This window comes from Nocardia sp. No.11 (genome assembly GCF_038752175.1).
GTDB lineage: Bacteria > Actinomycetota > Actinomycetes > Mycobacteriales > Mycobacteriaceae > Nocardia > Nocardia canadensis.
In genome coordinates this window covers 1-25,223 of the sequence record NZ_JBCGFB010000057.1, presented here as the reverse complement: position 1 = coordinate 25,223, position 25,223 = coordinate 1, and the positions used below count along the sequence as shown (strand labels likewise).

Sequence of the window (25,223 nt, the reverse complement as noted above, 5' to 3'; positions counted from 1 at the left end):
GGGCGCGCCAACGCCCCCCCGGCCCGCTCGCTCAGTGCTCCTCGAGCAGCTTCTCTGTGGCGGCGAGCAGCACGCAGGTCGCCAGCCCGTCCATCGCCTTCTCCAGTTCCGGCAACTGCGGGAAGGAGGGGGCGATGCGGATGTTCTTGTCGTCGGGGTCCTTGCCGTACGGGAACGCCGAACCGGCGGCGGTGAGGGCGATGCCCGCGTCCTTGGCCAGCGCGATCACCCGGGCGGCCGTGCCGTCGAGCACGTCGAGGCTGATGAAGTAGCCGCCCTTGGGCTCGGTCCAGGACGCGACCTTCGACGCGCCGAGCCGGTCTTCGAGGATGCGGCGCACCAGCGCGAACTTCGGCTCGAGCAGCCTGCGGTGCTTCTGCATGTGCTCGCGCACGCCCTCGGCGTCGGTGAAGAACCGCAGATGCCGCAGCTGGTTGAGCTTGTCCGGGCCGATGCTCTTCTTCGCCGCGTGCGCCAGGTACCAGTCGAGGTTGGCCTTGGACGCGCCGAAGAAGCTCACGCCGGCGCCGGCGAAGGTGATCTTGGAGGTCGAGGCGAAGACCAGCGGCCGGTTCGGGTTGCCCGCCGCCGCGGCCATGCCGAGCACGTCGAGCACCGGCGCGGCGGTGTCGGTGAGCGGGTGCACCGCGTAGGCGTTGTCCCAGAACAGCCGGAAGTCCGGCGCGGCGGCCTTCATCGAAACCAGCTCGCGGACAACCTCTTCGGAGAAGACGGCGCCGGTCGGGTTGGCGTAGTTGGGCACCGCCCACAGGCCCTTGATCTGCGGGTCGTCGGCCAGCAGCGCCGCGATGGCCCTGGTGTCGGGGCCGTCGTTGTTCATCGGGACGGCGATCATCTCGATGCCGAGCGCCTCGGTGATCGCGAAGTGCCGGTCGTAGCCGGGGGCCGGGCACAGCCACTTGATCGTCTCCTCCGACGCCCAGCGGCGCGGGGAGTCCGGGGTGCCGTAGAGCATCGCGAAGACGATGTTGTCGTGCATGAGCTCGAGGCTGGCGTTGTTGCCCGCGATCAGTTGCTCGACCGGGATGCCGAGCAGTTCACCGAAGATCGCACGCAGTTCGGGCAGACCGTTGAGGCCGCCGTAGTTGCGGCAGTCGACACCCGACCCGTCGCGGAAGTCGCCGTCGCCCGGGAGGGAGAGCAGCGACGCGGATAGGTCGAGTTGTTCCGGCGATGGCTTACCTCGGGTCAGATCCAGGGTGAGCTTCTCGGTCTGGAGCGTCGCGTAATTCGCGGTCTGGGACTCGTGCTCGGACACGAGTTCCGCGTGGCTCATCAAACCGATCTGCGTTTGCCGGGGCATCCTGGGCAGCCTTTCGAAGCAGCAAGGTGGGTGGTGCACGCTGCGCGTGCCGACACTCGCAACGTTACCCGGCGGTTGCTCGGAATCGGTGGGGTATCCGGAGCCGGATCAGGCTCGCACGCTGCGAAGGTGCGTAGGCGGATCGATCAGGCGGAGGTCCCCGAGAATAAAGGGGACCCCGCGCACCCGGCAGAGCCCGTTGACCCTTGCTGCCTTCCGGCCCTGGGGGAGTTCACAGGATGCGCGCCGCGCGGGATCCGTCGGCCAGTGTAGCGGTTCGATGTGCCCTCCGCAGCGGGGGGTCGATACGATCGCGACGAATCGACGGGGCGAACCCGTATCGAAAACCGGAGGGGGCCGAAGATGACGAATTCTCAGCAGGGATCCGGCGATCAGCCTGGACAGTCCGATCCGACCGTGCACTGGTGGTCGACGCCGACGAACGCGGGCACCGATCCCACGGTGTTCAATCCGGCGGCGGGGCCCGAGCAGCCGCAACCGGGATTCGGGTTTCCGGCGCAGGGTCAGCCCGGCTACGGGCCCTATCCGTCCGCTCCGTCGATGCCGCAGGCCGGTTATCCGCCGCAGCCCACTCCCCCGTACAACGCGCCCGGCTATCAGCAGCCCGCCTACGCGATGCCGCCCCGACCGCCCGGCAACAAGAACGGGCTGATCATCGCCGGTGTCGTCGGCCTGCTCGCGGTGGTCAGCATCGGGGTGGTCGGGGTCGCGGTCGCCACCCGCGACGACCCGTCCGACCCGCTGACGTCGATGGAGAACGACCGCAAGAAGAAGATGGAGGGTGACTACACGATGGCCTCGGTCTCCAACGCGTGCTCGCTCATCGACCCGACGGTGCTGAAGAAGTGGTCCTCGGACCCCAAGGGCAGCCCGGAGCACAAGGAAACCCAGCCGACCAGCTCCACCGGCGGCAGGCTGTCGTGCACCGCCGATTACTCGAGCAAGTCGGCCCGCAGCAAGTACCAGACCAACGACGCCGGGATCGAGCTGGACGTCGAATTCAACGACGCCTACGGCGACCCCTCCTACACCCGATGGAAGGAATACGACACCGGCACTTCGGGTTCGGGTCTGGCGTCGGGTGAGGTCAGCGGGATCGGCTCGCAGGGCTACTGGAAATCCGAGACCCGCGATGTCGTCGGGCCGCGGCTGACCTACACCGTCGGCGTCGCCGACAGCAATGTCTCGGTCAAGGTCCAGATCACCCTGTCACGGGCCGAAGGCGAGACCATCAACACCGACGAGGTCGCCACGGTCGCGAAAACCCAGGCGCAGAAGGCGCTCACGGGACTGAAGAAGTAACTCAGCGCCGCTCGAACAGCAGGTCCGCGGCGCGGGCCAGCACCTGGTTGCGGGTGCGGCCCTCGTGGTCGGCGGCGAGGAAGTGCTTGCCGATCACCGCGCAGAAGGCGAGCAGGCTGCGGGCTTCGACCTCATCGGGGTCGGCGCAGAAGGCGCCGATCGTCTCGCGCAACAGCGCCATTCGGCGATTGTCGACCCGCCGTAGCCGCTCGGCCACGTCTGCGTCGCGGCGGGCCCAGTCGCGGATCGCGAGGTCGATGGGCAGCAGCCGGTCGCTGGAGAACGTGAGCACGCCCGCCAGCCGGGCCCGCGCTTTCGGGTCATCCGCGTGCGCGACCTGTTCGAGCACCTGGTCGACCGCCTCCCGCTCCCACTGCTCGAGCATCGCGACGAGCAGCGCCTCCCGGTCGGCGAAATAGCCGTAGAACCCGCCCTTGGTGACGCCGATGCGCTTGGCCAGCGCCTCGACCCGCACCGCGTCCACACCGGCGGCGGCCAGCACCAGCAGGCCTTCCTCCACCCAGCGCTCCCGGGGTGTGCGCGCGGTACCCACGACGTGTTCCACCTCATATCGGCTCGACCGGACCAGCGGATGAGCGGCCCGAGCACTCAGTGTACGGAGCCGTATAGTCTCCCCAACCGCCCTGACCGACCCGACCCGTTTTTACACCGGGGCACCGGGACCGCTATGCTGCTCCACGGAGGATTCGCCTAGTGGCCTATGGCGCTCGCCTGGAACGCGGGTTGGGTTAACGCCCTCAGGGGTTCAAATCCCCTATCCTCCGCCACAGCAGGGCCCTGATCGGTTCGCCGGTCGGGGCCCTGTTCGTTTAATCGGTGGATCTGTCGGTGGGCTTCCGTAGAGTGAAGCCCCGATGGTGCGGGAAACCCCCACCACCCACCCGCCGGTGTCGCCGCCGTCCCAGATGTGTGCGTGCCGACACAGCGGAGTGGGTACCCAACCCCAGTGCCGGTCCGTAAACGGACGGCGTGCGCCGGTCGATTGTTCTTCGACCGCGCCCCCAGACTCAGGAAGACAACTCGTAGTGAATACCTCACCTCAGACCACGAGCATCGGCCGCGACGCGGCCGGGCCGATCCGGCTGATGCTGCGTGAGCGACATGCCATCACCGGCCCGATCGACGGCGCCTGGTGGCCCCGTACCGACCAGCCGATGACCGAACTGCACCAGCTGGTGCAGGCCGTCTCGCCGCGGATCGGCAAGCTGGCCCGGCTCGGATTCGATTGGCATGCCACCGAATCCGCGACGTCGGCCGAGCCTGCCTCGCGCATCATGCACCTGGTCGGCAGCAACGGCGCCGACCTGGCGCTGCTCGTGATCCCCGCCTCGACCGAGGCCCCCGCGGCGCGCAGCCAGATGCGCTGGGCCGCGGGCAAACCGCGGGTGCAGGACCCCGCGCCCGCCGAGACGGCGGCCGACGGGCCGCGCACCCTCGTCCAGACGTAATTCAGCGATCGCTGGTGTAGGTCGGGTCGAAGTCGCGCGGCGCGCCACGGCGGCTGAGCAAGCGGTCGAACCATTCACCCAGGATGACGCCGGCCGCCAGTGCGCACCCGACACCGAACGCGCCGAGGATCTGCCCGAAACCGAGCAGGGTCTCGTCCTCGAGCAGGGCGTACAGGCCGCGGTACACCTTCAGACCCGGCAGCAGCGGCGTGATGCCCGCGACCGCGACGACCAGCGGCGGGGTGAGTGCCCGGCGCGCCATCAGACCACCGGCCAGGCCGATCAGCGTGGCCGCCATCCCGGACGCGACCACCGGCCCGAACCCGATGTCCTGGGCGACCAGGTAGGCCACCGTGCCCGCCGCGCCGCTCAACCCGGCCGCGAACAACGCCCGGCGTTCGGCGTAACAGGCCATCGCGAAGGCGATCGCGGCCACCGCACCGGCGCTCAGTTTGATCGCCAGATACTCGGTGTCACGGCCCGCGCTCGCGGCGATCTCGGGCACCGCGATCCCGAGCATGGTCGAGATTCGCAGCGCCAGGCCGATACCGGCGACGATGCCGCCGGTCATCATCACCACCTCGAGCATGCGCGCCGCCGCCGTGATCGGCGCGCCGGTGATGGCGTCCTGCACCGAACCGACCAACTGCTGCCCCGACAACAGCACCGTGATGCCCGCGGCGACGATCAGCGCGGCGTCGGCCCGCCAGTGATCGCTGACCGCCGCCAGCGCGATGGCGGGCGTGGCGGCGATGACACCACCGACCAGATGCTGGAAGAAGATCGGCAGACCGAGCTGGTGCAGCGCCCGGTTGACGACGTCGATCAGCGCCGTGGTCGCGAAACTGATGACGGCCAGCAGCGCGCCGCCACCGAGCAGCACCGCGATCGCCGCCGCCAGCAGCGACCAGCCCATGGTCGACACCCAGCGCGGATACGGGTGCGCCCCGGAGACGATCTCGTCCAGCGCGGCGTGCGCCTGGTCGACGGGGACGACCTGGCTGCGGATCCGCCGGGTCAGCCGGTCGACCGCGGCCAGCCGGGTGAAGTCGAGCGAGCGGTACTTCACCACCCGCATATCGCTGGCCGGGGGCAGCCGCGGGCCGCGATCGGCCCAGATACGGATCGCGTCGAAGGTGACGTCGATATCGCACTTGTCCAGGCCGTAGGTGGAGGCGATGAAGCGGACCTGGGCCGAGGTATCGATGACACCGGTACCGGCGGCCAGCACCACCTCCCCCACCCGCACGGCCAGATCGAGCACCTGCGACACCTCGGCGTCGTCGGTGAGGTCGATCGGCTGCAGCGGGGTGGGGGCCATGGTGATGTTGTCGGCCGTCGCACGCTGTGAGGGCAGGACGAACGGGCGGCGCAGCCGCCAGCGCGAGCGCAGAGCTGGGCGTTCGGTGATCGTGTCGCCGTCGCCTTCCGATGCCGGTTCCGCACTCATACCTTCGACGGTAACGGCGTTCGAGGCGGGTTCGCCGTCTCGCAACGTGTTCGTCAACGTGTCGCTCGTCATGTCGCGGTCGGTCTCAGATGTCCTCGATCAGTCCGGTGCTGTAGGCCGTGGCCGCCAGGTGCTGCAGGCAGCGCGGACCGCAGCCGTCGTGCTGAGTCAGCACGAAACGAGCCTGCTGAAGCGAGAAGATGGGAGAATCGGCCACGCAGTCGGCATGCGCGGCGCGCCAGCGGTCTTCGCGACCACGGGTGGCGGCCCGCGATGTGGGCGGGTCTGGTGCGGATGTGTCCAGCAGGGTGTGACGGTAGGGGCCGGCGATGGAGGCGATGACTGTATGAACACCGGGACGGGGAAGGTGATCCAGGAGCGGCGGCGGTTGCTCGGGCTCTCGCAGCCCGCGCTCGCGACCGCGATCGGGGTGAGCTCGCGGCAGATCACCCGGTACGAATCGGAGGAACAGTCGCCGACGCTGCCGGTGGCGATCCGGCTGGCCGACGCGCTGCAGATCTCGCTCGCGGAGCTGGCGGGCATCGTCGACAACCGGATCGATCTGGCGGGCCGCTGGTGGGCAGCCTGGCAGAAAGCGGCGAACCACGGCGACGAGGTCGAGGTAACGCCGGTGACGATCCGGCACGAGGGCGACCACCTGCTCATCGACTCGGCCGCCGAATCCGCTGCGGCGCAGGATGACCCGGCCGCGCAGATGCGCGGCGAGATGCGGGTGTGGGACGGCGACGCGCTCACCGGCTGGGTGCGTGGCATGGATGTCGCGCGGCCGATCGGCACCATCTACTACTCGCTGCACCCCCAGGGCGCTCATGCGGTCGGCTCGTGGACGACGAAGTCCGGCCCCGACGGTGTGGTCCGCGGCTGGAGCGCGCTGGCCAGGGAGAAGTCCGACGCCGAGAAGCTCCTGTCGGAACTGGTCCGCACCGACGGCACCGTCGAGTCGTGGCCGGGGAGTTCGCGCTCGGCCTGAAGCCGGCGGCGGATGTCGCCGACGGTCGGCCGCCCCGGCTCCACGGGCGGTAGCAGGAGCAGGTAGCGGGTCAGCGCTCCGAATACGAACAGTCCCACAGCAATCCACAGGTAGATGTCCATCTGTCCCCTCCGAACCAGTCGGTGCTGCACGGGTGGCGCGGTATGGTGGTGTCGAAGCCACCGCAGCAAAGTATGGTCGTCGTCAAGACCTTTTGGACAGCAAAAAGCGTCTACAAACGTCTACAGTTCGCTACGGTGTGTCCATGTCCAGTCGGGGCGAGCAGGGGAACGGCGAGACCACCGTCGTCGGGGCACGGTTACGACAGCTCCGCGAGGAAGCCGGACTATCCCTGACCGCGCTGGCCACCCGCGTCCCGTACAGTCGCGCGGCCCTCGGCCACTACGAAACCGGCACGCGCGCAGCGCCATCCGAGGTGATCGACTGGTACGAGCGGGTGCACGCCCAGTCGGCCTCCGCGCTCCCCGGCACCCGGCGCCGTGATCCACGCGCGGCCGACGCCGCCCTCGCCGACGCGATAGCGACGAGAAACGGCGCGACCCGGCCGCTCATCGAGATCGACCGACCACACCAGGGCGACAACGGAACCGGCTACTTCTGCCCGTTCCGCATCGACGGCCTGATGGAAGGCGAGGCCGCGGGCACCGACGCCGCCACCGCGCTGCGCTCGGCCTTGCGCGCTGTCGGCGTCGAACTGACCAGGAAGCGCGACTAGACCCCGCTCGCCTCGCGGTGCGACGCCACCACCGCGTCCAGCGAATCGGCGAGCAGGGCGAGATAGCGATCCGGATCGGGCAGGACCCGGGCGTCCGCATGCACCGACAGCGCGATGGTTTCACCGATGCCGTGCACGCCGTGGGTCAGATGCATGACGGTGCCGAGCGCGGGGAAACCGCCGGTGAACAGGACAGGAGCGCCGGCGAACGCGAGATCGGCGGCGCCACGGTACACGCTGGAGACCACGGTGTTGCCGTCCAGCGCGGCGGGCACGCCGTCCAGGTCGGCCCTGGCCACGTCGCGGGCGGCGAAGACCGCCGGGACCGTCGCGCCGACCCGATCCTGCACGGCGAGCAGTGGATTCAGCGCGCGCTCGCGGCGGGTCGCGAGGTCGGCGGCGATCAGCCCGGCGCGGAGGGCGAGGTCGGGTTCGTCGATGTGCAGATCGATCGACAGGCCGCGGTAGTGGTTGTGCGCCGCGGCCGTGCCGGGCAATGCCATCGGCAGGGCGGTGCCGAGCCGGTAGGGGCGGTCGCCGGTCTCGGCCAGGTAGGTGGTGAGCGCGCGGGAAATCGCTGTCAGGGCAACGACTGTCACGGTGCGGCCGGGCACGCGGATGCGTTCGGCGTCGACGACGAGCATGCGGACCCGATGGTCGAAGACCCCCACTGGAGCGCTCGGATTGAGCGCGTTCGGCGCGAAACCCTTGGTCGACGCTGGCACCTTCCCCGCCGCGGTGCGGTCCGCGAGCTCGCGCTGGGCCCGGTGCGCCGCACGTCCCCGGCGTGCGGTGGTCACCAGCTGCCGGGGAAACCTCAGCACCCCAGCGACTCTCGCGTCGGTACCCCATGCACAGATTTGTCCCCAGTAATCCACAGGCCGTGCAGGAGTTTTCACAGGCTCGACCGGGGGATCTTCCGAGTTGTCCACAGGTGCACCGGGAGAGCTGGGGATAACTTCGCCCACCGGCGCCGGAGCGAACAGCGAACGCGCGACAGCGGCGGCTCTGGTGCCGTCGGCCAGGGCGTGCGATATCTGTAGCACGACGACCAGCACGGGCCCCGCCGACGCGGGCGCGTCGCGCACATCGCGGAAAACATGGACACGCCAAGGACTTTCGGTGCCGTCCACACCGGTACCCAGCAGTTCGCCGACACGGTCGAGCAGCGCGGGCCAGCCGAGCCCGCTGGGACGATGCGTGACGAATTGCTGGGCGGTGAATTCGGCGGGTTCCCACCGCGGATAGTCGAGGTTGCCCGGAATCTCCCGAATCCGGATCCGCAGATCCGGAATACGCGCCGAACGTGCGGCGAGGAAAGCGCGGAGTTCGTCTGCGGTGCTGCCGGTTTCGGCGAAGCAGTAGAGCAGGAACACGTCATTGGCGCCGCGGCGCGACAGCCAGAACATCGTCGCGTCGCGCGCGGCCATCGTGGTCATCCGGCCACGATAGGCCACGCCACAGAGAAGGCCCCGAGTCCTACCGACCCGGGGCCCGTGCTGCCTTCTCGAGGCGCATGGTGCGGCTCAGCCGCGCGCGAACTCTCCCGCGGTGACGTCGGCTAGGAACGCGCGCCACTCTCCCGGTCCGAAGGCCAGCACGGGACCGCGACCGCGATCCTTGGTGTCGCGGACCGCGACATCGCCGCCGGCGAGAAAGGCCACTTCCACGCAGTTCCCATCGGGTCCGCTGTAGGTGCTCTTCCGCCACACAGCGTCCGTCACATCAACCTCCACGGCACTTACTCCTTTGCATGATCGAGAACGGGATTACTCCAGGAATCGTTGCAACATTCCGATATCCGGCGCGATCGACGAGTTACTTCGTGGCACACAGAGCACTGCCACACGGTGCGCGCAACCGACCGGCACGAACCAGCGCATCGAGGCGTTTCCGCCTCCGGGGGCTGCCCCCGCGGAAGAAACACTAGCAGGTCTTCCGCAAGTTTGCGGATGAGAATTTGCTTTCTCATATGGGTTTGCCAAGCTTGCGAAGCTTCACGTTTGCGGGAGCATTGCCGGACCCCTGTACCCATTCCCCAACCGGCTGACACATCAACTTTTACTTCCATGTGATTAGTCCGTGATACGTCAATTTCTCGACTGTCCCAGCCGCCCCGCGGGCACCACGAACGGCGGCCGTGGATCATGGGGGAATGATCTCCCGTGATCGCGACGCCGCAGGTCGTGCCCGCAACGACCGCCCCAGGGACCGACTCGGCAGGCCGCTACCTCCCGGCAGTGCCGGAGTCGCCCGAATTCCGGACGACCTGGAGCTGGCACCCCAGCAAACTCTCACCTTCGCTCAGCAACTGCTGGACGACGGTTTGGCTTTCAATGCCCATGAGGTATTGGAGGCGGCATGGAAGAACGGGCCGGTAGCCGAGCGGATGCTCTGGCAGGGGCTGGCGCAATACGCCGTCGGCATCACCCACATCCAGCGTGGGAACGCCAAGGGCGCGGGTACTCTGCTGCGCCGCGCGAGCGAGCGGCTCGGGACCTACCCGGCGAATGCGCAGCAGCACGACGTCGACCGGGCCGGGTTGATCGCCCACGCCGCCGTCCTGCTCGCCGCGCTGGACACAGGCAGCCCCATCGCCGAGGAGCAGTTGCGGCCGCGGCTGTGCCACCCGTCCGCCGCATAGAATGGTCCGGTGCCAACCACCCGCTCCACCGGCGCGGGCCGGTACGCCCCGAGCCCCTCGGGTGAACTGCACCTGGGCAATCTGCGCACCGCGATCCTGGCGTGGCTGTTCGCCCGCACGACCGGACGCGACTTCCTGCTCCGGATCGACGATCTCGATCGGGTCCGCCCCGGCGCCGCCGAACGCCAGCTCGACGACCTCGCCGCCATCGGTATCGATTGGGACGGCCCCGTGGTGCGCCAGTCCGCGCGGCTCGCGCGCTACGACGCCGCCATCGCCGAGCTCACCGCCGCGGGACGCACCTACGAGTGTTTCTGCACCCGCCGCGAGATCCAGCAGGCCGCGACCGCGCCGCACGGACCGATGGGCGCCTACCCGGGCACCTGCCGCCACCTCACCGCCGCCGAGCGCGCGGCCAAGCGCGCCGAAGGACGGCGGGGCGCACTCCGATTACGCGCCGACGTCGACGACTACACGATCACCGATCTCCTGCACGGCGAATACCGTGGCGCCGTCGACGATCTGGTGCTGCGGCGGGGCGACGGAATCCCCGCCTACAACCTGACGGTCGTCGTCGACGACGCGGCGCAGGGCGTCGACCAGGTGGTCCGCGGCGACGACCTGTTGCCGTCGACCCCGCGCCAGGCCTACCTCGCCGAACTGCTCGGCCTGGCCACGCCGAGCTACGCGCACGTCCCGCTGGTGCTCAACCAGGAGGGCACGCGACTGGCCAAACGCGACGGTGCCGTGAGTCTTTCGGATCAGCGCGCCCTGGGCAACACGCCCGAGGATGTGGTGGCGGCCCTCGCCGGCTCCCTCGGCTACACCGCGCGGACAACAGCCGAGCTCCGTGAAGTTTTCGACCCGGCGCGGATACCGGGAAAACCATGGATACTCGAGCCTATCGGGTTGTTCCGACCAGAGGGATGTCCGTAACGTACGCATCGACCGATCTCCTGATCACGACGAGGACGAATTTATGACCAGCGGTGGTTACGACCCCAACCAGTACCCGCAGGGCGGTCAGCCCGGCGGCTACGGCCAGGACCCCTACGGCCAGCAGCAGCCGGGTTACGGCCAGCAGCAGCCGGGATACGGGCAGCAGCAGCCGTACGGGCAGCCCCAGCCCGGTTACAACCAGGACCCCTACGGCCAGCAGCAGCAGCCGGCCTACGGCCAGGACCAGTACGGCCAGCAGGCCTACCCGGGCGGCCAGGGCGGCTACGGCCAGCAGGGTTACGGCGGCGTGCAGCCTGCCGATCTGGGCATCCGGATCGGCGCGCGCGTCATCGACAACCTGATCGTCAGCCTCCCGCTCGCGATCGTGCTGGCGCTGGTGTTCAGCGGTAACACCTACCAGTTCGTCAGCGGCGCTGTCGTTTCGCTGGCGGTCTACGGCTACTTCATCGCCATGGAAGTCACCCAGGGCACCTCGCTCGGCAAGAAGATGCTGGGCCTGCGGGTCGTCGCCCCCGGTGGCGCGCCGAACCTGACCCCGGAGCAGTCGGCCAAGCGCAACCTGTTCCAGATCGTCGGCCTGATCCCGTGCGTCGGTGGCCTGATCAGCCTGGGTCTGGCGATCTACATCATGATCACCATCTCCCAGGACCCGAACAAGCAGGGCTGGCACGACAAGTTCGCCGGCGGCACGCAGGTCGTCAAGGGCTGATTCCCGGCTGACGAAAACGTCAGGGGCGCTTCCGGATACGGAAGCGCCCCTGTTCGTTTCCGGAAAGTCAGTACGAGGTGGAGGAATCCAGCCCGCCCGCTACCCCGAGCACGATGACGAAGACCACGTACAGCAGACCCAGCACCAGGGTGATCGCGCCGATCCAGATGCCGGCCAGCGCCATACCGCGGCCTTCACCGCCGCGCTCCTTGATCTGGTTGAGCGCCATCACACCGAGCACGATGCCGACGATCGACCCGATGCAGGTGCACAGGCCGACCAGCGAGGAGACCAGCGCGCCGATCGCCAGGCCGTTGGTGCCCTGCGGCTGCGGGAACCCGCCGTAGGGCTGGTAACCGCCCCCGGCGGGGTAGGCGCCGTAGGCGGGCTGCGGTGGCTGCTGCGGGTACTGCGGCGCCGAGGGCTGCTGGTAGTTGGGGTACTGCGGCTGCGACGGCGGAGGGGCAGGCTGCTGCGGGTACTGCGGCGTCGACGGGTAGCTGGGAGGCTGCGACGGCTGCGCGGACGGGTACTGCGGCACCGAGCCCGGCGCGCCGGACTCCGGCGACACGCCGGAGCCGCCGTACTGCTTCCACCACTCGTCGGAATCGCCGGGATTCGTCATTGGTACAGCGTATTCCACAACCGGCGCCCGTGAGGCACCGCGACCTTGGTTGGATAGGAGCCGTGACTGATGCAAACACGCTCGACCAACCTGCCGAATCTGGGCGCCCCGCGCCGGACCATGCGGCATTCGCCCAGGTTGCGCGGGGGTTCTACCCGGTAATCGTCGCCGTGTTCACGGCGACGCTGATCATCTCCAACATCTGCGCCACCAAGGGCGTCGAGTTCTTCGCCGACCAATCGGTGATGCTGGGCCCGCTGCAGATCCTGCCGATCGCGACCGACGGCGCCTTCTTCCTGTTCCCGCTCGCCTACATCCTCGGTGACGTGCTCAGCGAGGTGTACGGCTTCCGTGCCACCCGCCACGCCATCTACACCGGTTTCGGCGCGCTGCTGCTGACCGTCGCGTGCTTCGCGATCGCGATCCGGCTGCCCGCCGCCGGCTTCTACGAGAACCAGGAAGCGTTCCGGACGGTCCTCGGCACCACCCCGCAGCTGGTGCTCGCCGGCCTGGCCGGCTACTTCGTCGGCCAGCTGCTGAACTCGGCCACCCTGGTGCTGATCAAGGAACGCACCAAGGAGAAGCATCTGTGGGCCAGGCTGCTCGGCTCCACGGTGATCGGCGAGTTCGCCGACACGCTGATCTTCTGCTCGATCGCCGCCACCGCCATCGGCATCAACACCTGGCAGTCGTTCGTCAACTACGTCATCGTCGGCTTCGTGTGGAAGACGCTGTGCGAGATCATCGTCATGCCGATCACCTACCGCGTGATCGCGCTCCTCAAGAAGACCGAACCGACCTACGGCCCGGCCGAGGTCGACGCCCTGCACGATTAGGCGGCCCGCGGCGGACCGGCCTCCGGTCCGCCGCTACGCCCCCGGCGCCTTGATCCGGCCTTGCCACTGGCCGAGGAATTNCCTCCGGCCCCCCGCTACGCCCCCGGCGCCTTGATCCGGCCTTGCCACTGGCCGAGGAATTCGGTCTTGAACTCGTCGAAGTAGCCGCCCTCGATGCTGGCGCGGATCCGGTCGACCAGCCGCACGGTGAACCGCTCGTTGTGGATCGTGCAGAGCGTGGCCGAGAGCATCTCCTTGGCCTTGAACAGGTGATGCAGGTAGGCGCGGGTGTAGTGCGCGCAGGTGTAGCAGTCGCAGTTCTCGTCGATCGGGGTGAAATCGCGGCGGAAGCGGCTGGTGTTGATGTTGAACCGGCCCTGGTCCACGTAGATCGCCGCGTTGCGCGCCACCCGGGACGGATTCACGCAGTCGAAGGTGTCGGCACCGTTCTCGATGGCGACGAACATGTCCTCGGGCTCGCTGATGCCGAGCATATGGCGCGGCTTGTGTTCGGGCAGCTCGTCACAGCACCAGCCGACGATGGTGCCGAGATTGTGCTTCTCCAGCGCGCCGCCGATGCCGTAGCCGTCGAACTCCGTTCCGCCGGCACCCCGAATCTCCTCGAGCTCGCGACAGGCCTTGCGCCGCAAGTCCTCGTACTGGGCGCCCTGGATCACCGCGAACAGCGCCTGGTAGGGACGGTGCCCGCGCTCGCCGGTGAGCTTCTCGTGCTCGTCGATGCAGCGCTGCGCCCACTCGTGCGTGCGCTGCAGCGATTTCTCCTGGTAGCCGCGAGTGTTCAGCAGGGTGGTCAGCTCGTCGAAGGCGAACATGATGTCGGCGCCGAGCTGATGCTGGATGCCCATCGACACCTCGGGGGTGAAGCGGTGCTTGGAACCGTCCAGGTGCGAGCGGAAGGTGACGCCGTCGTCGTCGACGGTGGCCAGGCGCTCCTTGCCCTCGGCGATCACCTCGTCGGAGCGGATGTCGACCGCTTCCATCGCGAGCACCTTCTTGAACCCGACGCCCAGCGACATCACCTGGAAGCCGCCGCTGTCGGTGAAGGTCGGGCCGGACCAGTTCATGAAGGTACCGAGACCGCCCGCCTCGTCGACGATGTCGGCGCCCGGCTGCAGGTACAGGTGATAGGCGTTGGCCAGCAGTGCCTGCGCGCCGAGGTCCTTCATCGTCTCCGGCAGCACCGCCTTCACCGACGCCTTGGTGCCCACCGGGATGAACGCGGGCGTGGCGATCTCGCCGTGCGGGGTACCGATGACGCCGGTACGGCCGTGGCGCCCGCGGTCGAGACGGGTGCCTACGGTGAAGGAGAACTCGCTGGGATCGGCCACCTGCCCATCGTGCCAGGACTGCCCGGCGTGTCACCCGCCCGGGTGACGCGCCGGTCTCCTACAGTTCCGCCGCCGCGAACTGCGCGTTGTAGAGGCGGTAGTACGCGCCGCGCTCCTCGAGCAGCCGCTCGTGCGAGCCGTGCTCGACGATGCGACCCTTCTCCATCACCACGATCAGGTCGGCGTCGCGGATGGTGGAGAGGCGATGCGCGATGACGAAGCTGGTGCGGTCGCGGCGCAGGGCCGCGGTCGCGTGCTGGACCAGCAGTTCGGTGCGGGTGTCGACCGAGCTGGTCGCCTCGTCGAGGATCAGGATCGACGGCTTGGCCAGGAACGCGCGGGCGATGGTGATCAGCTGCTTCTCGCCCGCGCTGACACCGCCGCCCTCCTCGTCGATCACCGTGTCGTAGCCGTGCGGCAGCGCGTGCACGAACCGGTCGACGTAGGCGGCGCGGGCCGCCGCCAGGATGTCGTGCTCGGAGGCGTTCGGATTGCCGTAGGCGATGTTCTCCCGGATGGTGCCCTTGAACAGCCAGGTGTCCTGCAGCACCATGCCGATCCGCGAGCGCAGGTGGTCGCGGGTGATGGTGGTGATGTCGACGTCGTCGATCGAGATGGTGCCCGCGTCGAGCTCGTAGAAGCGCATGAGCAGGTTGACCAGCGTGGTCTTGCCCGCGCCGGTCGGGCCGACGATGGCGACGACGTGCCCCGGGTCGGCGACCAGCGACAGCCGCTCGATGATCGGCACCTCGGGGTCGTAGCCGAAGGAGACCGCCTCGAACTCGACCCGCCCGCGATCGACCGGGCGCTGGTTCTCCACCACCGGGTCGGGGCTCTGCTCCTCGGCGTCGAGGATCTCGAAGATCCGCTCGGCCGAGGCGACGCCGGACTGCAGCAGGTTGGCCATCGCGCCGATCTGGGTGAGCGGCTGGCTGAACTGGCGCGAGTACTGGATGAAGGCCTGGACGTCGCCCAGCGACAGGTTGCCCGTGGCCACCCGCAGGCCGCCGACCAGCGCGATGAACACGAAGTTCACGTTCCCCAGGAACATGATGGCCGGCATGATCAGGCCGGAGATGAACTGCGCCTTGAAGCTCGCGTCGTAGAGCTGCTGGTTGCGCTCGTCGAATTCCTTGCCGACCTCGCGGCTGCGGCCGAAGGCGGTGATGATCTCGTGGCCGGTGTAGGCCTCCTCGACCGAGGCGTTCACCGCGCCGGTGAACTTCCACTGGTCGACGAAGTGCGGCTTGGACCGCTTGGCGATCTGCGCCGTCACGACGATGGCCGCGGGCACGGTGAGCAGCGCGATCAGCGCCAGCAGCGGCGAGATCCAGAACATCATGATCAGGATGCCGACCACGGTGAACAGCGAGACCAGCAGCTGGCTCATCGTCTGCTGCAGGCTCTGCGAGACGTTGTCGACGTCGTTGGTGACGCGGCTGAGCACGTCACCGCGCGGGGCGGAGTCGAAGTAGCGCAGCGGCAGCCGGTGCAGCTTGTCCTCGACGTCGTCGCGCAGCCGCTTCACGGTCCGGTTGATGACGATGTTGAGCAGGTAACCCTGCAGCCAGCCGAACACCGAGGCCGCCACGTACAGGGTGAGCACGATCAGCAGGACCCGGGCGACGGCGTCGAAGTCGATGCCAGTGCCGGGGATGACGTTCATCGCCGAGAGCATGTCGGCGCGGGTGTTCTCGCCGCGGTCGCGCAGCATCTGGATGGTCTGCTCTTTGCTGAACCGCGGGTCGAGCTGCTTGCCGACGAAACCGTCGAAGACCAGGTTGGTGGCCTTGCCGAGGAGGTAGGGGCCGAGCGTGTTGAGCACCACCGAGGTGATCACCAGCGCGACGATCACGCCGACGGCGAGGCGTTCCGGCGCGAGCCTGCGCAGCAGGCGCTTGAGCGACGGTCCGAACGACTTGGCCTTCGTACCCGGCGCGCCGGGTACCGGAGCACCGGGCCTCATCGAGCCTCCTCCACACTGAGCTGGGACTCGACGATCTCGCGGTATTCGGGACATCGCTGCATCAACTGGTCGTGCGTGCCGATGCCCGCCATCGCGCCGTCCTCCAGGACGACGATCTGGTCGGCGTCGCGAACGGTCGCGATCCGCTGGGCGACGATGAGCACCGACGCGTCGGCGGTCTCGGGCTTGAGCGCGGCACGCAGCCTGGCGTCGGTGGCGACGTCGAGCGCCGAGAACGAGTCGTCGAACAGGTAGACGCGCGGCCTGCGCACCAGCGCGCGGGCGATGCACAGGCGCTGCCGCTGCCCGCCCGAGACGGTGGTGCCGCCCTGGGCGACCGGGGTGTCGAGCCCCTGCGGCATCTCGCGCACGAAGTCGGCCGCCTGGGCCACCTCGAGCGCGTGCCACAGTTCCGCGTCGGTGGCCTCGGGCTTGCCGTAGCGCAGGTTGCTCGCGATGGTGCCGGAGAACAGGTACGCCTTCTGCGGGACCAGTCCGATGCCGCCGCGCAGGAGTTCGAGATCGAGGTGGCGCACGTCGGTGCCGCCGAGGTAGACCGCGCCGTCGGTGACGTCGATCAGCCGCGGGATCAGGTTGATCAGGGTGGTCTTGCCGGAGCCGGTGGCGCCGACGATCGCGGTCGTCGTGCCGGGGGCGACCTGGAACCGGATGCCGCGCAGCACCGGCTTCTCCGCACCGGGGAAGGCGAACTCGGCGAACTGGACATCGACCGCGGCCGGGTCGGCGGCGAAGGGCTGCGGCAGCCGCGGCGGCCGGACCGAGGACTCGGTCTCGAGTACCCCGCCGATCCGGTCTGCCGAGACGGCGGCGCGCGGCGCCATCATCGCCAGGAACGAGGCCATCATGACGGCCATCAGGATCTGCATGATGTAGGACAGCATCGCGGTGAGCGAGCCGATCTGCATGGTGCCGTTGTCGACGTGGTGACCGCCGAACCAGATCACCGCGACGGCGGTGACGTTGCTGATCAGCATGACCGTCGGGAACATCAGCGCCATCAGCTTGCCGACGCGCAGCGAGGCGTCGGTGAGCGCGGTGTTGGCCATCCCGAAGCGCCAGATCTCCTGGCGTTCGCGCACGAACGCCCGCACCACCCTGATGCCGGTGATCTGCTCGCGCAGCACTCGGTTCACCTCATCGATGCGCGCCTGCATCTGCCGGAAGCCGGGCACCATGCGGGCCACGATCGTGCCCATGGCCAACGCCAGCGCGGGGACCGCGATCAGCAGCAGCCAGGACAGGCCCAGATCTTCGCGCAGCGCCATGATGATGCCGCCGACGCACATGATCGGCGCCATCACCAGAATCGTCACCGACATGACGATGAGCAGTTGCACCTGCTGGATGTCGTTGGTCGAGCGGGTGATCAGCGAGGGCGCGCCGAACATGCCGACCTCCCTGGCCGAGAAGGTCTCGACCCGGTGCAGCACACCACCGCGCATATCGCGGCCCGCTCCCATGGCCGCCTGGGCGCCGAGGTACACCGACGCCGACGAGGCCACGATCTGCACGCAGCTGACCGCGAGCATGAACAGGCCGGTGGACCAGATGTAGCCGATATCGCCCTTGGTCACGCCGTTGTCGATGAGGTCGGCGTTGAGGCTGGGCAGGTAGAGCATCGCGATGACCGAGATCAGCTGGAGCACGAGGACACCGGCCAGCTGAGCGCGGTACGGGGCCAGGTAGGTCCGCAGCAGGGTGATCAACATGGTGGTCGCAGGCTACCGCGTGCGGGTGAGCGTCGCCGCCGACTTTTACCGCCCTGTGGACAAGTCCGGCCTGTGGACGAATTACGCGCCGGCGGGCGTGCGCGGCTCGCGCCGCACCCAGGCGCCGGGGTCGGCGATCAGCTCGCCGATGAAACCCGGCAGCCGGTCGGTGGCGATATCGGCGATGGAGACGTTCTCCAGCACGGCCCTGATGTTGACCCGCAGCGCGATCCATACCTGCTGCAACGGTTCGGCGGCGCCGGGATAGCGCACGTCCTCGGGGCGCTGCCCGCGCACCGAGGCCAGCGGCGATTCGACGGCGCGGATCACGTCGGCCACCGAGATCTCCGGGGCGGGCCTGCCGAGGCGGTAGCCGCCGTCGGGACCGCGCCTGCTCAGCACGAGGTCGGCGCGGCGCAGCTCGGCCAGCACGGTCTCGAGTACCTTCGGCGGGATCTGCGCGGCGGCGGCGATCGCCTCGGCCTTGACGACGCCGTCGGCCGCGGCGAGCTCCAGCAGCGTTCGCACCGCGTAATCGACCCTGGCGGTGATATGCACGAGTCGAACTTACGCGGTCGGCCGGGCGGGAGCGGCGAGCCGCCCGGTCATGCCGACCGTCCGCAGGCGGTCAGCACGCAGGTCGCCGCGTCGAGCAGGGTCTTCTCCACCATCTCATCGGTCGCGCCGGGCGCCAGCTCCGATGACAGCAGCGCGACCCCGAGCACCTCGATGGCCGCGGCCGCGCGCAGCATGGCTTCCTGATCCGGGTCGGGACCGGCCAGCCAGGTGCGCAGTTCCCTGGTCGGCTCCATCAGATCGGGGTAGCGATCGGCGATGGCGTTGACGATCGCCGCGGTGTCGCGCACGCACAGCGCGCCCGCCGCGCGGTGCCGGATCATCCCGCGCAGGTACGTCCGCAGCACCGCGCGGATGCCCTCGTCGTCGTAGGGGACCGCGTCGATGTCGGTGACGATGTCGCGCATGTGATCGATGATCGGATCGATGATCGCGAGGAGCAGATCCAGCTTCGACGCGTAGTGGTAGTAGAGCGAAGCCTTTGTGATCCCCACCATATCGGCGACCTCGCGCAGGCTCGTCTGCTCGAAACCCTTGGCGCCGAAAAGCTGTACCGCGGCGTCGCGGATAGCCTGCTTAGTGCCTCCACCTGCGGAAACGGCGTCGACGGTGTCTCGGGGAGCCATGTATTCAATCCTCCCATCACTGCGTGTGACTTACGCGGCGCCCCCGAAATTGAGGTTGCCTCTCCACTTACTGAATCGGTAGTCTACCTACCGCACGGTAGGCAGAAAACGACGATGTGGAGGCGGGTCGTCAGGGGAGACCCGCAAGTGCTGTCTACGAGCCTGATCCCACCCGAGTTCTTCGCGCTAGGAGCACCCTCGTGTCCGTATACCTGTACAGATGGGGAAAGTTCGCTTTCCGCCGCAAATGGATCGTGCTACCGGTCTGGTTGTTGCTGTTCCTGCTGCTCGGCGGCGTCGGCGCCACCCTGAGCAAGCCGATGACCAACGACTTCAGCATGCCGTCGCTGCCGTCGGCCCGTGCGAACGAGATCCTCGACAAGCACTTCCCGGGCATGTCCGAGCAGTTCAAGTTCGACGCCGTGTCCGGCACCTACGTGATCGGCGCCCCGGAGGGCCAGAAGCTCACCGATCCGGCCAACCGCGCCGCCGTCGACGCGCTCATCACCAAGCTCGGTGAGCTGCCGATCGTCGATCACTCGAAGCCGCTGATGAGCCCCATCGAGATGACCGACAAGATGGGCTGTCTCGCCAACCCCGACCCGTCGAAGTGCTCGGGCGCACCGCTCAACGTGCTGAGCTCGACCGCGCCGGACAGCGTCGCGGTGCTGAACGTGCCGTTCAGTATCGAGGGCGTCACCGATGTCACCGACGTCGAGCGCGACGCCGCCTACGAGGTCGCCGCCGAAGCGCGCAACGCCGGCCTGACCGTCGAGCTCAGCGGCTCGATCGCGATGGAGCAGGAGCAGCCGAGCGGCAAGTCCGAGCTGATCGGCATGGGCGTGGCCCTGATCGTGATGGTGGTCGCCTTCGGCGCCATCGTCGCCGCCGTCGTCCCGATCGTCACCGCCATCGTCGGCCTCGGCGCCGCGACCTCGCTGATCATGCTCGGCACCTCGGTGATCGAGGTCCCCAGCTTCACCACCTTCCTCGCCTCGATGATCGGTATCGCGCTGTCGATCGACTACGCGCTGTTCATCGTGTCCAGGTACAAACACGAACTGGCCGTGCGTGACTCGGCCGAGGAAGCCGCGGGTACCGCGCTCGGCACCGCCGGTTCGGCCGTCGTGTTCGCCGGTCTGACCGTCATCATCGCGCTCGGCGCGCTCAGCATCGTCGGCGTGCAGTTCCTGACCTTCATGGGTCTGGGCGGCGCCATCGCGGCCGGCTTCGCGGTGCTCACCGCGATCACCCTGATGCCCGCGCTGATGGGCGCCTTCGGCAAGTACCTGTTCAAGCCGAAGCTGCCGCTGGTCGCCCAGCACGATCCCGAGGACGAGAGCTCGGTCACCAACGGCCAGCGTTTCGCCCGCCTGATCGGCAAGGCCCCGTGGGTCGCGCTGATCCTGTCGGTCGTCGTGCTCGGCGCGCTCGCCGCACCCGCCGCGGGCCTGAACCTTGGTCTGCCCGGCGAGGACTCGGCCCCGAAGACCTCCACCGTCCGCAAGGCCTACGAGCTGCGCACCGAGGGCTTCGGCGAGGGCAGCAACGGCGTGCTGATGGTCGTCACCGACCTGAGCGCGGTGCCGGAAAGCCAGCGTGAGGCCGCGGTCGGCGCGCTGCGCGACAAGCTCGCGTCCTACGACGGCATGGACTACGTGACCGAGCCGCAGTGGAGCGAGAACAAGCAGGGCGCCATGCTCAACGGCGTGCCGAAGTCGGGCCCGAACAACCAGGCCACCAAGGATCTGGTCGCCGAAGCGCGCGGCGCCGAAGCCGACCTCGAGGCGCAGTTCGGCATGGAGTACGGGATCACCGGCACCACCGCCATCTACGCCGATGTCGACCACGTCCTGCTCAGCAAGATCGTGCCGTACCTGGCGATCGTGGCCGGTGCCGCGTTCATCCTGCTGATCCTGGTGTTCCGCTCGATCCTGGTCCCGCTCACCGCGGCCCTGGGCTTCCTGCTCTCGATGGCGGCCACCTTCGGCGCCACCGTGCTGATCTTCCAGCAGGGCAAGCTCGGCCTGATCGAGGACCCGCAGCCGCTGGTCAGCTTCCTGCCGATCATGTTGATCGGCTTGGTATTCGGCCTGGCCATGGACTACCAGGTGTTCCTGGTGACCCGCATGCGCGAGGAATTCGTGCACGGCAAGTCGCCCAAGGACGCGATGGTCTCCGGCTACCACCACGGCGCCCGCGTCGTGACCTCGGCGGCGATCATCATGATCTCGGTGTTCGGCTCGTTCATCCTGGAGACCGACGTCACCGCGAAGTCCTTCGGCTTCGCGCTGGCCGCCGGTGTGGCGATCGACGCCTTCATCGTCCGCATGGTCGTGGTGCCCGCGCTGCTGGTCATCATGGGCAAGTGGTCGTGGTGGATCCCGAAGTGGCTCGACCGCATCCTGCCCGATATCGACGTCGAGGGTTCCAAGCTCGAACAGCTGCGTAACCAGGGCGCCGAGACGGTGAAGCAGCCGCTTCCGGTCTCCTGACCCACTCGAACCGGACGACCCCGCGATCCCTCAGGATCGCGGGGTCGTCCTCCTTTTTCGCCCGTCGCACCTGGCAGGTTGCTTGATATCGCGGTGGCCTGGCACCAGACTCGGACTGGTTAGACCCGGCTCTACCTCCCGCTCCGCACCGATCACCGCGAGGAGAAAAACCGTGTCCGTCTATCTGTACCGGTGGGGCAAGCTGGCCTTTCGCCGCAAATGGATCGTGCTACCCGTCTGGTTGATCTGTTTCCTGGTGCTCGGCGCCCTCGGCGCGCAGCTCCAGAAACCGATGACCGACGACTTCAGCATGCCCAACCTGCCGTCGGAACGGGCGACCGAGATCCTCGACAAACACTTCCCCGGCATGTCGGAGGCCTTCGCCTTCGACGCCGTGACCGGCACCTACGTCGTCGGCGCGCCGGCCGGGCAGAAGCTCACCGACCCGGCGAACAAGCAGGCGCTCGACGCGATGATCGCCCGGCTCGATCAGCTCGACATCGTCGATCACAGCAAGCCGATCCCGAATCCGATCGCGATGACCGAGGAGATGGGCTGTCTCGGGGCCGAGCGCGACCCATCGACCTGCAGCGGCGCACCGCTGAACGTGCTGAACAAGACCGACCCCGACACCGTCGCGTACTTCAGCGTGCCGTTCACGATCAAGGAATTCGCCGATATCACGGCCGAGGACCGCGACGCCGCCTACGCCGTCGGTGACGCCGCCCGCGCGGCCGGGCTGACGGTCGAGATCAGCGGCACCATCGCGATGGAACAGGAGATGCCCAGCGGCAAGTCCGAGATGATCGGCATGCTGGTGGCGCTGGTGGTCATGGTCGTCGCGTTCGGCGCGATCGTCGCCGCGTTCGTGCCGATCATCACCGCGATCGTCGGCCTCGGCGCGGCCACCTCGCTGATCTTCCTGTCCACCTCGGTGCTCTCGATCCCCAGCTTCACCACGTTCCTGGCCTCGATGATCGGCATCGCGCTCTCGATCGACTACGCGCTGTTCATCGTGTCGAGGTACAAGCACGAACTGGCGGTGCAGGATTCGGCCGAGGAAGCGGCGGGCACGGCGCTGGGCACGGCCGGATCGGCGGTCGTGTTCGCCGGGCTGACGGTCATCATCGCGCTGGTCGGGCTGAGCATCGTCGGCGTGCGGTTCCTGACCTTCATGGGTCTGGGCGGCGCGATCGCGGCCGCGTTCGCGGTGCTCACCGCGATCACGCTGATGCCGGCGCTGCTCGGCGCGTTCGGCAAGTTCCTGTTCACACCGAAGCTGCCGCTGATCGCCCAGCACGATCCCGAGGACGACAGCGTCGTCACCAACGGCACCCGGGTGGCCAAGGTCATCGCCAGATGGCCCGCCGTGACGATGGGGCTGGCCATCGTGGTGCTCGGCTTGCTGGCCGCGCCGGCGATCAACCTGAACCTCGGCCTGCCCGGCGAGGACAGCCTGCCCAAGTCGACCACCGTCCGCAAGGCCTACGACCTGCGCACCGAGGGCTTCGGCGAGGGCAGCAACGGCATCCTGCAGATCGCTGTCGACCTCAGCGACACCCCCGTCGACCAGCGCGAAGCCGCGCTGCTCGCGTTGCGCGAGAAGCTACAGTCCTATCCGGACATGGAGCTTGTCACCGAGCCGCAGCTCAGCCAGGACGGCGCGGGCGCGCTGATCAACGGCATCCCCAACGCCGGGCCCAACGCGCAGTCGACCAAGGACCTGGTGCAGTCGGCGCGCGATGCCGAACCCGCGCTGAACGAGCAGTACAAGATGTCCTACGGCATCACCGGCAGCACCGCCATCTACGCCGATATCGACCACGTCCTGCTCAGCAAGATCGTCCCGTACATGGCGATCGTGGCGGGCGCGGCGTTCGTCCTGCTGATCCTGGTGTTCCGCTCGATCCTGGTCCCGCTGACGGCCGCGCTCGGTTTCCTGCTGTCCATGGCGGCCACCTTCGGCGCGACCGTGCTGATCTTCCAGGAGGGCGAGCTCGGTCTCATCGAGGACCCGCATCCGCTGGTCAGCTTCCTGCCGATCATGTTGATCGGCTTGGTATTCGGCCTGGCCATGGACTACCAGGTGTTCCTGGTGACCCGCATGCGCGAGGAGTACGTGCACGGCGCCGATCCCACCGAGGCCGTGGTCAAGGGCTATCACCACGGCGCGCGCGTGGTGACCTCGGCGGCGATCATCATGATCTCGGTGTTCGGCTCGTTCCTGCTGGAGTCCGACGTCACCGCCAAGTCCATGGGCTTCGCGCTCGCCGCCGGTGTCGCCCTCGACGCCTTCGTCGTCCGCATGGTGCTCATCCCCGCGCTGCTGGTGCTGCTCGGCAAATGGGCATGGTGGATGCCGAAGTGGCTGGACAAGATCGTCCCCGACATCGACGTCGAGGGCGCTCGCCTGCGGGAACTACAAGAGCAGGAAAAGACCCCCGTCCCCGCCCGCACCTGACCACCCGGGGTTTCCGGCCGCCTCGAATCCGAGGGGCGAGACGTACCGCCGAAGGCGCAGTATCGCCCCTCGGATTCGAGGCACCAAGGGCCGGAAACCCCCCGCGGCGCCAGCCGCCGATATCACTGGCTCGGTTGGGGTACCTCGCACTGGCTGACCCGCGGGTTCAGGCCGACATAGTTGGCCGGACCCGCGGCGGCGGTCACCGCGATCGTCGCCCAGTCGGAGCACTCCTTGGGCAGGTGGGCGAAGTAGTGTCGCTGGCCCGCGGCGAGCAGCCCGACGGCTACCCAGCCCAGCACGACCAGAACCATGAGCTTCCCCCCGAGCCCGATCCCGGACTTCGCGGGTGGCGGCTGTCGCCCGCGCATAAGACATCGTTCCTTCCCGGATTTCGGTACTACCAGTCTATTACGTACAGCCCCGGCGGGCGGGGCCGTACCGCGTGAACAGCCGACGAAAAAGAGCCCCTCACCTGGCATATCAGGTGAGGGGCTCTGTGGCGGTGGCGGAGGGATTTGAACCCTCGGACGGGGGTTACCCGTCACACGCTTTCGAGGCGTGCTCCTTAGGCCGCTCGGACACGCCACCGCCGACTACGATACCGGAGGGGGTGCCGGATCGTTAAATCGGCTGGTCAGCGCTGAGTTCGGAAGAAATCGTCCAGGAGGGCGACGCACTCCGCTTCGAGGATCCCGCCCCGCACCTCGGGACGATGGTTGAGCCTGCGGTCGCGCACGACGTCCCAGAGCGAGCCGACGGCGCCGGTCTTGGGCTCCCAGGCGCCGAACACGACCTTGCCCACCCGAGCCAACACCAGCGCGCCCGCGCACATCGTGCACGGCTCCAGGGTGACCGCCAGCGTCGCGCCCGCCAACCGCCAGCCGTCGCCGTGCACGGCGGCCGCGGCCCGCAACGCGAGCACCTCGGCGTGCGCGGTCGGATCGCCGAGG

General features: G+C 68.3%; 23 protein-coding genes, 2 tRNA genes and 1 other RNA gene. 11 read left to right on the top strand and 15 right to left on the bottom strand.

Going from position 1 to position 25,223, the window contains the following annotated elements; genetic code table 11:
• Positions 1 to 31: 31 nt before the first annotated feature.
• Positions 32 to 1,324 (bottom strand): aminotransferase class I/II-fold pyridoxal phosphate-dependent enzyme, encoded by a 1,293-nt coding sequence (locus V8688_RS18365; RefSeq protein WP_218721306.1) that lies wholly within the window; start codon positions 1,322 to 1,324, stop codon positions 32 to 34.
• A 167-nt stretch (positions 1,325 to 1,491) separates the two neighbouring features.
• Positions 1,492 to 1,586, bottom strand: an RNA gene (ffs, locus tag V8688_RS18360) — signal recognition particle sRNA small type.
• A gap of 101 nt (positions 1,587 to 1,687) precedes the next feature.
• On the opposite strand from ffs, the gene V8688_RS18355 reads away from it, so the two are divergent.
• Entirely contained in the window at positions 1,688 to 2,647 is a 960-nt protein-coding gene (locus V8688_RS18355; protein WP_342801316.1) for a hypothetical protein, read from the top strand.
• Position 2,648: 1 nt separating this feature from the next.
• Here V8688_RS18355 and V8688_RS18350 read toward each other — a convergent pair whose 3' ends face one another.
• Positions 2,649 to 3,200, bottom strand: a complete 552-nt coding sequence (locus V8688_RS18350) for a helix-turn-helix domain-containing protein (RefSeq protein WP_316573183.1) — start codon at positions 3,198 to 3,200, stop codon at positions 2,649 to 2,651.
• Between the two features lie 147 nt (positions 3,201 to 3,347).
• Between V8688_RS18350 and V8688_RS18345 the strand changes: the two genes are divergently transcribed.
• A tRNA-Ser gene (locus V8688_RS18345) sits at positions 3,348 to 3,435 on the top strand.
• Positions 3,436 to 3,693: 258 nt separating this feature from the next.
• Positions 3,694 to 4,116 carry a DUF5994 family protein gene (locus V8688_RS18340; RefSeq protein ID WP_218721303.1) on the top strand — a complete coding sequence of 141 codons (423 nt, stop codon included), beginning with the start codon at positions 3,694 to 3,696 and terminating at the stop codon, positions 4,114 to 4,116.
• A 1-nt stretch (position 4,117) separates the two neighbouring features.
• Here V8688_RS18340 and V8688_RS18335 read toward each other — a convergent pair whose 3' ends face one another.
• The gene (locus tag V8688_RS18335; protein WP_316573182.1) at positions 4,118 to 5,566 is read right to left on the bottom strand and encodes a threonine/serine exporter family protein; all 1,449 of its coding nucleotides are present in this window, start codon (positions 5,564 to 5,566) and stop codon (positions 4,118 to 4,120) included.
• Between the two features lie 346 nt (positions 5,567 to 5,912).
• Between V8688_RS18335 and V8688_RS18330 the strand changes: the two genes are divergently transcribed.
• Positions 5,913 to 6,557: a helix-turn-helix transcriptional regulator gene (locus V8688_RS18330; RefSeq protein WP_316573181.1), complete on the top strand. Its 645-nt coding sequence runs from the start codon at positions 5,913 to 5,915 to the stop codon at positions 6,555 to 6,557.
• 265 nt (positions 6,558 to 6,822) lie between these two features.
• A complete protein-coding gene (locus V8688_RS18325; RefSeq protein WP_316573180.1) occupies positions 6,823 to 7,293 on the top strand; it encodes a helix-turn-helix transcriptional regulator in 471 nt (156 codons plus the stop codon).
• Here V8688_RS18325 and V8688_RS18320 read toward each other — a convergent pair.
• Both V8688_RS18320 and V8688_RS18315 read right to left on the bottom strand, forming a co-directional pair.
• A complete protein-coding gene (locus V8688_RS18320; protein WP_342801315.1) occupies positions 7,290 to 8,732 on the bottom strand; it encodes a wax ester/triacylglycerol synthase domain-containing protein in 1,443 nt (480 codons plus the stop codon). The two genes, V8688_RS18325 and V8688_RS18320, sit on opposite strands and share 4 nt — an antisense overlap.
• Positions 8,733 to 8,819: 87 nt before the next feature.
• Positions 8,820 to 9,017, bottom strand: a complete 198-nt coding sequence (locus tag V8688_RS18315; RefSeq protein ID WP_308248653.1) for a DUF397 domain-containing protein — start codon at positions 9,015 to 9,017, stop codon at positions 8,820 to 8,822.
• A 431-nt stretch (positions 9,018 to 9,448) separates the two neighbouring features.
• On the opposite strand from V8688_RS18315, the gene V8688_RS18310 reads away from it, so the two are divergent.
• From V8688_RS18310 to V8688_RS18300, 3 genes are read left to right on the top strand one after another with little or no spacing between them, the layout of a single operon-like run.
• Positions 9,449 to 9,937, top strand: a complete 489-nt coding sequence (locus V8688_RS18310; protein ID WP_316573178.1) for a DUF309 domain-containing protein — start codon at positions 9,449 to 9,451, stop codon at positions 9,935 to 9,937.
• 9 nt (positions 9,938 to 9,946) lie between these two features.
• On the top strand, positions 9,947 to 10,873 hold the full coding sequence (gene gluQRS, locus V8688_RS18305; protein ID WP_342801314.1) for a tRNA glutamyl-Q(34) synthetase GluQRS: 927 nt from the start codon (positions 9,947 to 9,949) through the stop codon (positions 10,871 to 10,873).
• Between the two features lie 43 nt (positions 10,874 to 10,916).
• Positions 10,917 to 11,606, top strand: a complete 690-nt coding sequence (locus V8688_RS18300; protein WP_342801313.1) for an RDD family protein — start codon at positions 10,917 to 10,919, stop codon at positions 11,604 to 11,606.
• Between the two features lie 67 nt (positions 11,607 to 11,673).
• On the opposite strand, the gene V8688_RS18295 is transcribed toward V8688_RS18300, so the two are convergent.
• Complete coding sequence (locus V8688_RS18295) at positions 11,674 to 12,231, bottom strand: DUF4190 domain-containing protein (protein WP_218721295.1); 558 nt, start codon at positions 12,229 to 12,231, stop codon at positions 11,674 to 11,676.
• 53 nt (positions 12,232 to 12,284) lie between these two features.
• Between V8688_RS18295 and V8688_RS18290 the strand changes: the two genes are divergently transcribed.
• A complete protein-coding gene (locus V8688_RS18290) occupies positions 12,285 to 13,067 on the top strand; it encodes a queuosine precursor transporter (protein ID WP_218721348.1) in 783 nt (260 codons plus the stop codon).
• A 95-nt stretch (positions 13,068 to 13,162) separates the two neighbouring features.
• Here V8688_RS18290 and tgt read toward each other — a convergent pair whose 3' ends face one another.
• The 5 genes from tgt to V8688_RS18265 all read right to left on the bottom strand — a co-directional run bounded on the left by tgt (position 13,163) and on the right by V8688_RS18265 (position 19,314).
• Positions 13,163 to 14,416 carry a tRNA guanosine(34) transglycosylase Tgt gene (tgt, locus tag V8688_RS18285; RefSeq protein WP_342801312.1) on the bottom strand — a complete coding sequence of 418 codons (1,254 nt, stop codon included), beginning with the start codon at positions 14,414 to 14,416 and terminating at the stop codon, positions 13,163 to 13,165.
• Between the two features lie 58 nt (positions 14,417 to 14,474).
• The gene (locus tag V8688_RS18280; RefSeq protein WP_218721293.1) at positions 14,475 to 16,382 is read right to left on the bottom strand and encodes an ABC transporter ATP-binding protein; all 1,908 of its coding nucleotides are present in this window, start codon (positions 16,380 to 16,382) and stop codon (positions 14,475 to 14,477) included.
• Positions 16,379 to 18,112, bottom strand: coding sequence for an ABC transporter ATP-binding protein (locus V8688_RS18275; protein WP_218721292.1), 1,734 nt, complete (start codon positions 18,110 to 18,112; stop codon positions 16,379 to 16,381). Before V8688_RS18275 ends, V8688_RS18280 begins: the two co-directional genes overlap by 4 nt.
• A gap of 81 nt (positions 18,113 to 18,193) precedes the next feature.
• The gene (locus tag V8688_RS18270; RefSeq protein ID WP_218721291.1) at positions 18,194 to 18,670 is read right to left on the bottom strand and encodes an Rrf2 family transcriptional regulator; all 477 of its coding nucleotides are present in this window, start codon (positions 18,668 to 18,670) and stop codon (positions 18,194 to 18,196) included.
• A gap of 47 nt (positions 18,671 to 18,717) precedes the next feature.
• A complete protein-coding gene (locus tag V8688_RS18265; RefSeq protein ID WP_218721290.1) occupies positions 18,718 to 19,314 on the bottom strand; it encodes a TetR/AcrR family transcriptional regulator in 597 nt (198 codons plus the stop codon).
• 200 nt (positions 19,315 to 19,514) lie between these two features.
• On the opposite strand from V8688_RS18265, the gene V8688_RS18260 reads away from it, so the two are divergent.
• Together V8688_RS18260 and V8688_RS18255 are read left to right on the top strand one after the other, a co-directional pair.
• On the top strand, positions 19,515 to 21,809 hold the full coding sequence (locus V8688_RS18260) for an MMPL family transporter (RefSeq protein WP_218721289.1): 2,295 nt from the start codon (positions 19,515 to 19,517) through the stop codon (positions 21,807 to 21,809).
• Positions 21,810 to 21,981: 172 nt separating this feature from the next.
• Positions 21,982 to 24,270: an MMPL family transporter gene (locus V8688_RS18255; protein ID WP_218721288.1), complete on the top strand. Its 2,289-nt coding sequence runs from the start codon at positions 21,982 to 21,984 to the stop codon at positions 24,268 to 24,270.
• A gap of 122 nt (positions 24,271 to 24,392) precedes the next feature.
• On the opposite strand, the gene V8688_RS18250 is transcribed toward V8688_RS18255, so the two are convergent.
• From V8688_RS18250 to V8688_RS18240, 3 genes are all read right to left on the bottom strand, one after another.
• Positions 24,393 to 24,584, bottom strand: a complete 192-nt coding sequence (locus V8688_RS18250; protein WP_218721347.1) for a hypothetical protein — start codon at positions 24,582 to 24,584, stop codon at positions 24,393 to 24,395.
• Positions 24,585 to 24,770: 186 nt separating this feature from the next.
• A tRNA-Ser gene (locus V8688_RS18245) sits at positions 24,771 to 24,861 on the bottom strand.
• Positions 24,862 to 24,907: 46 nt separating this feature from the next.
• On the bottom strand, positions 24,908 to 25,223 hold a 316-nt coding region (locus tag V8688_RS18240), incomplete at its 5' end, for a nucleoside deaminase (RefSeq protein ID WP_342801311.1).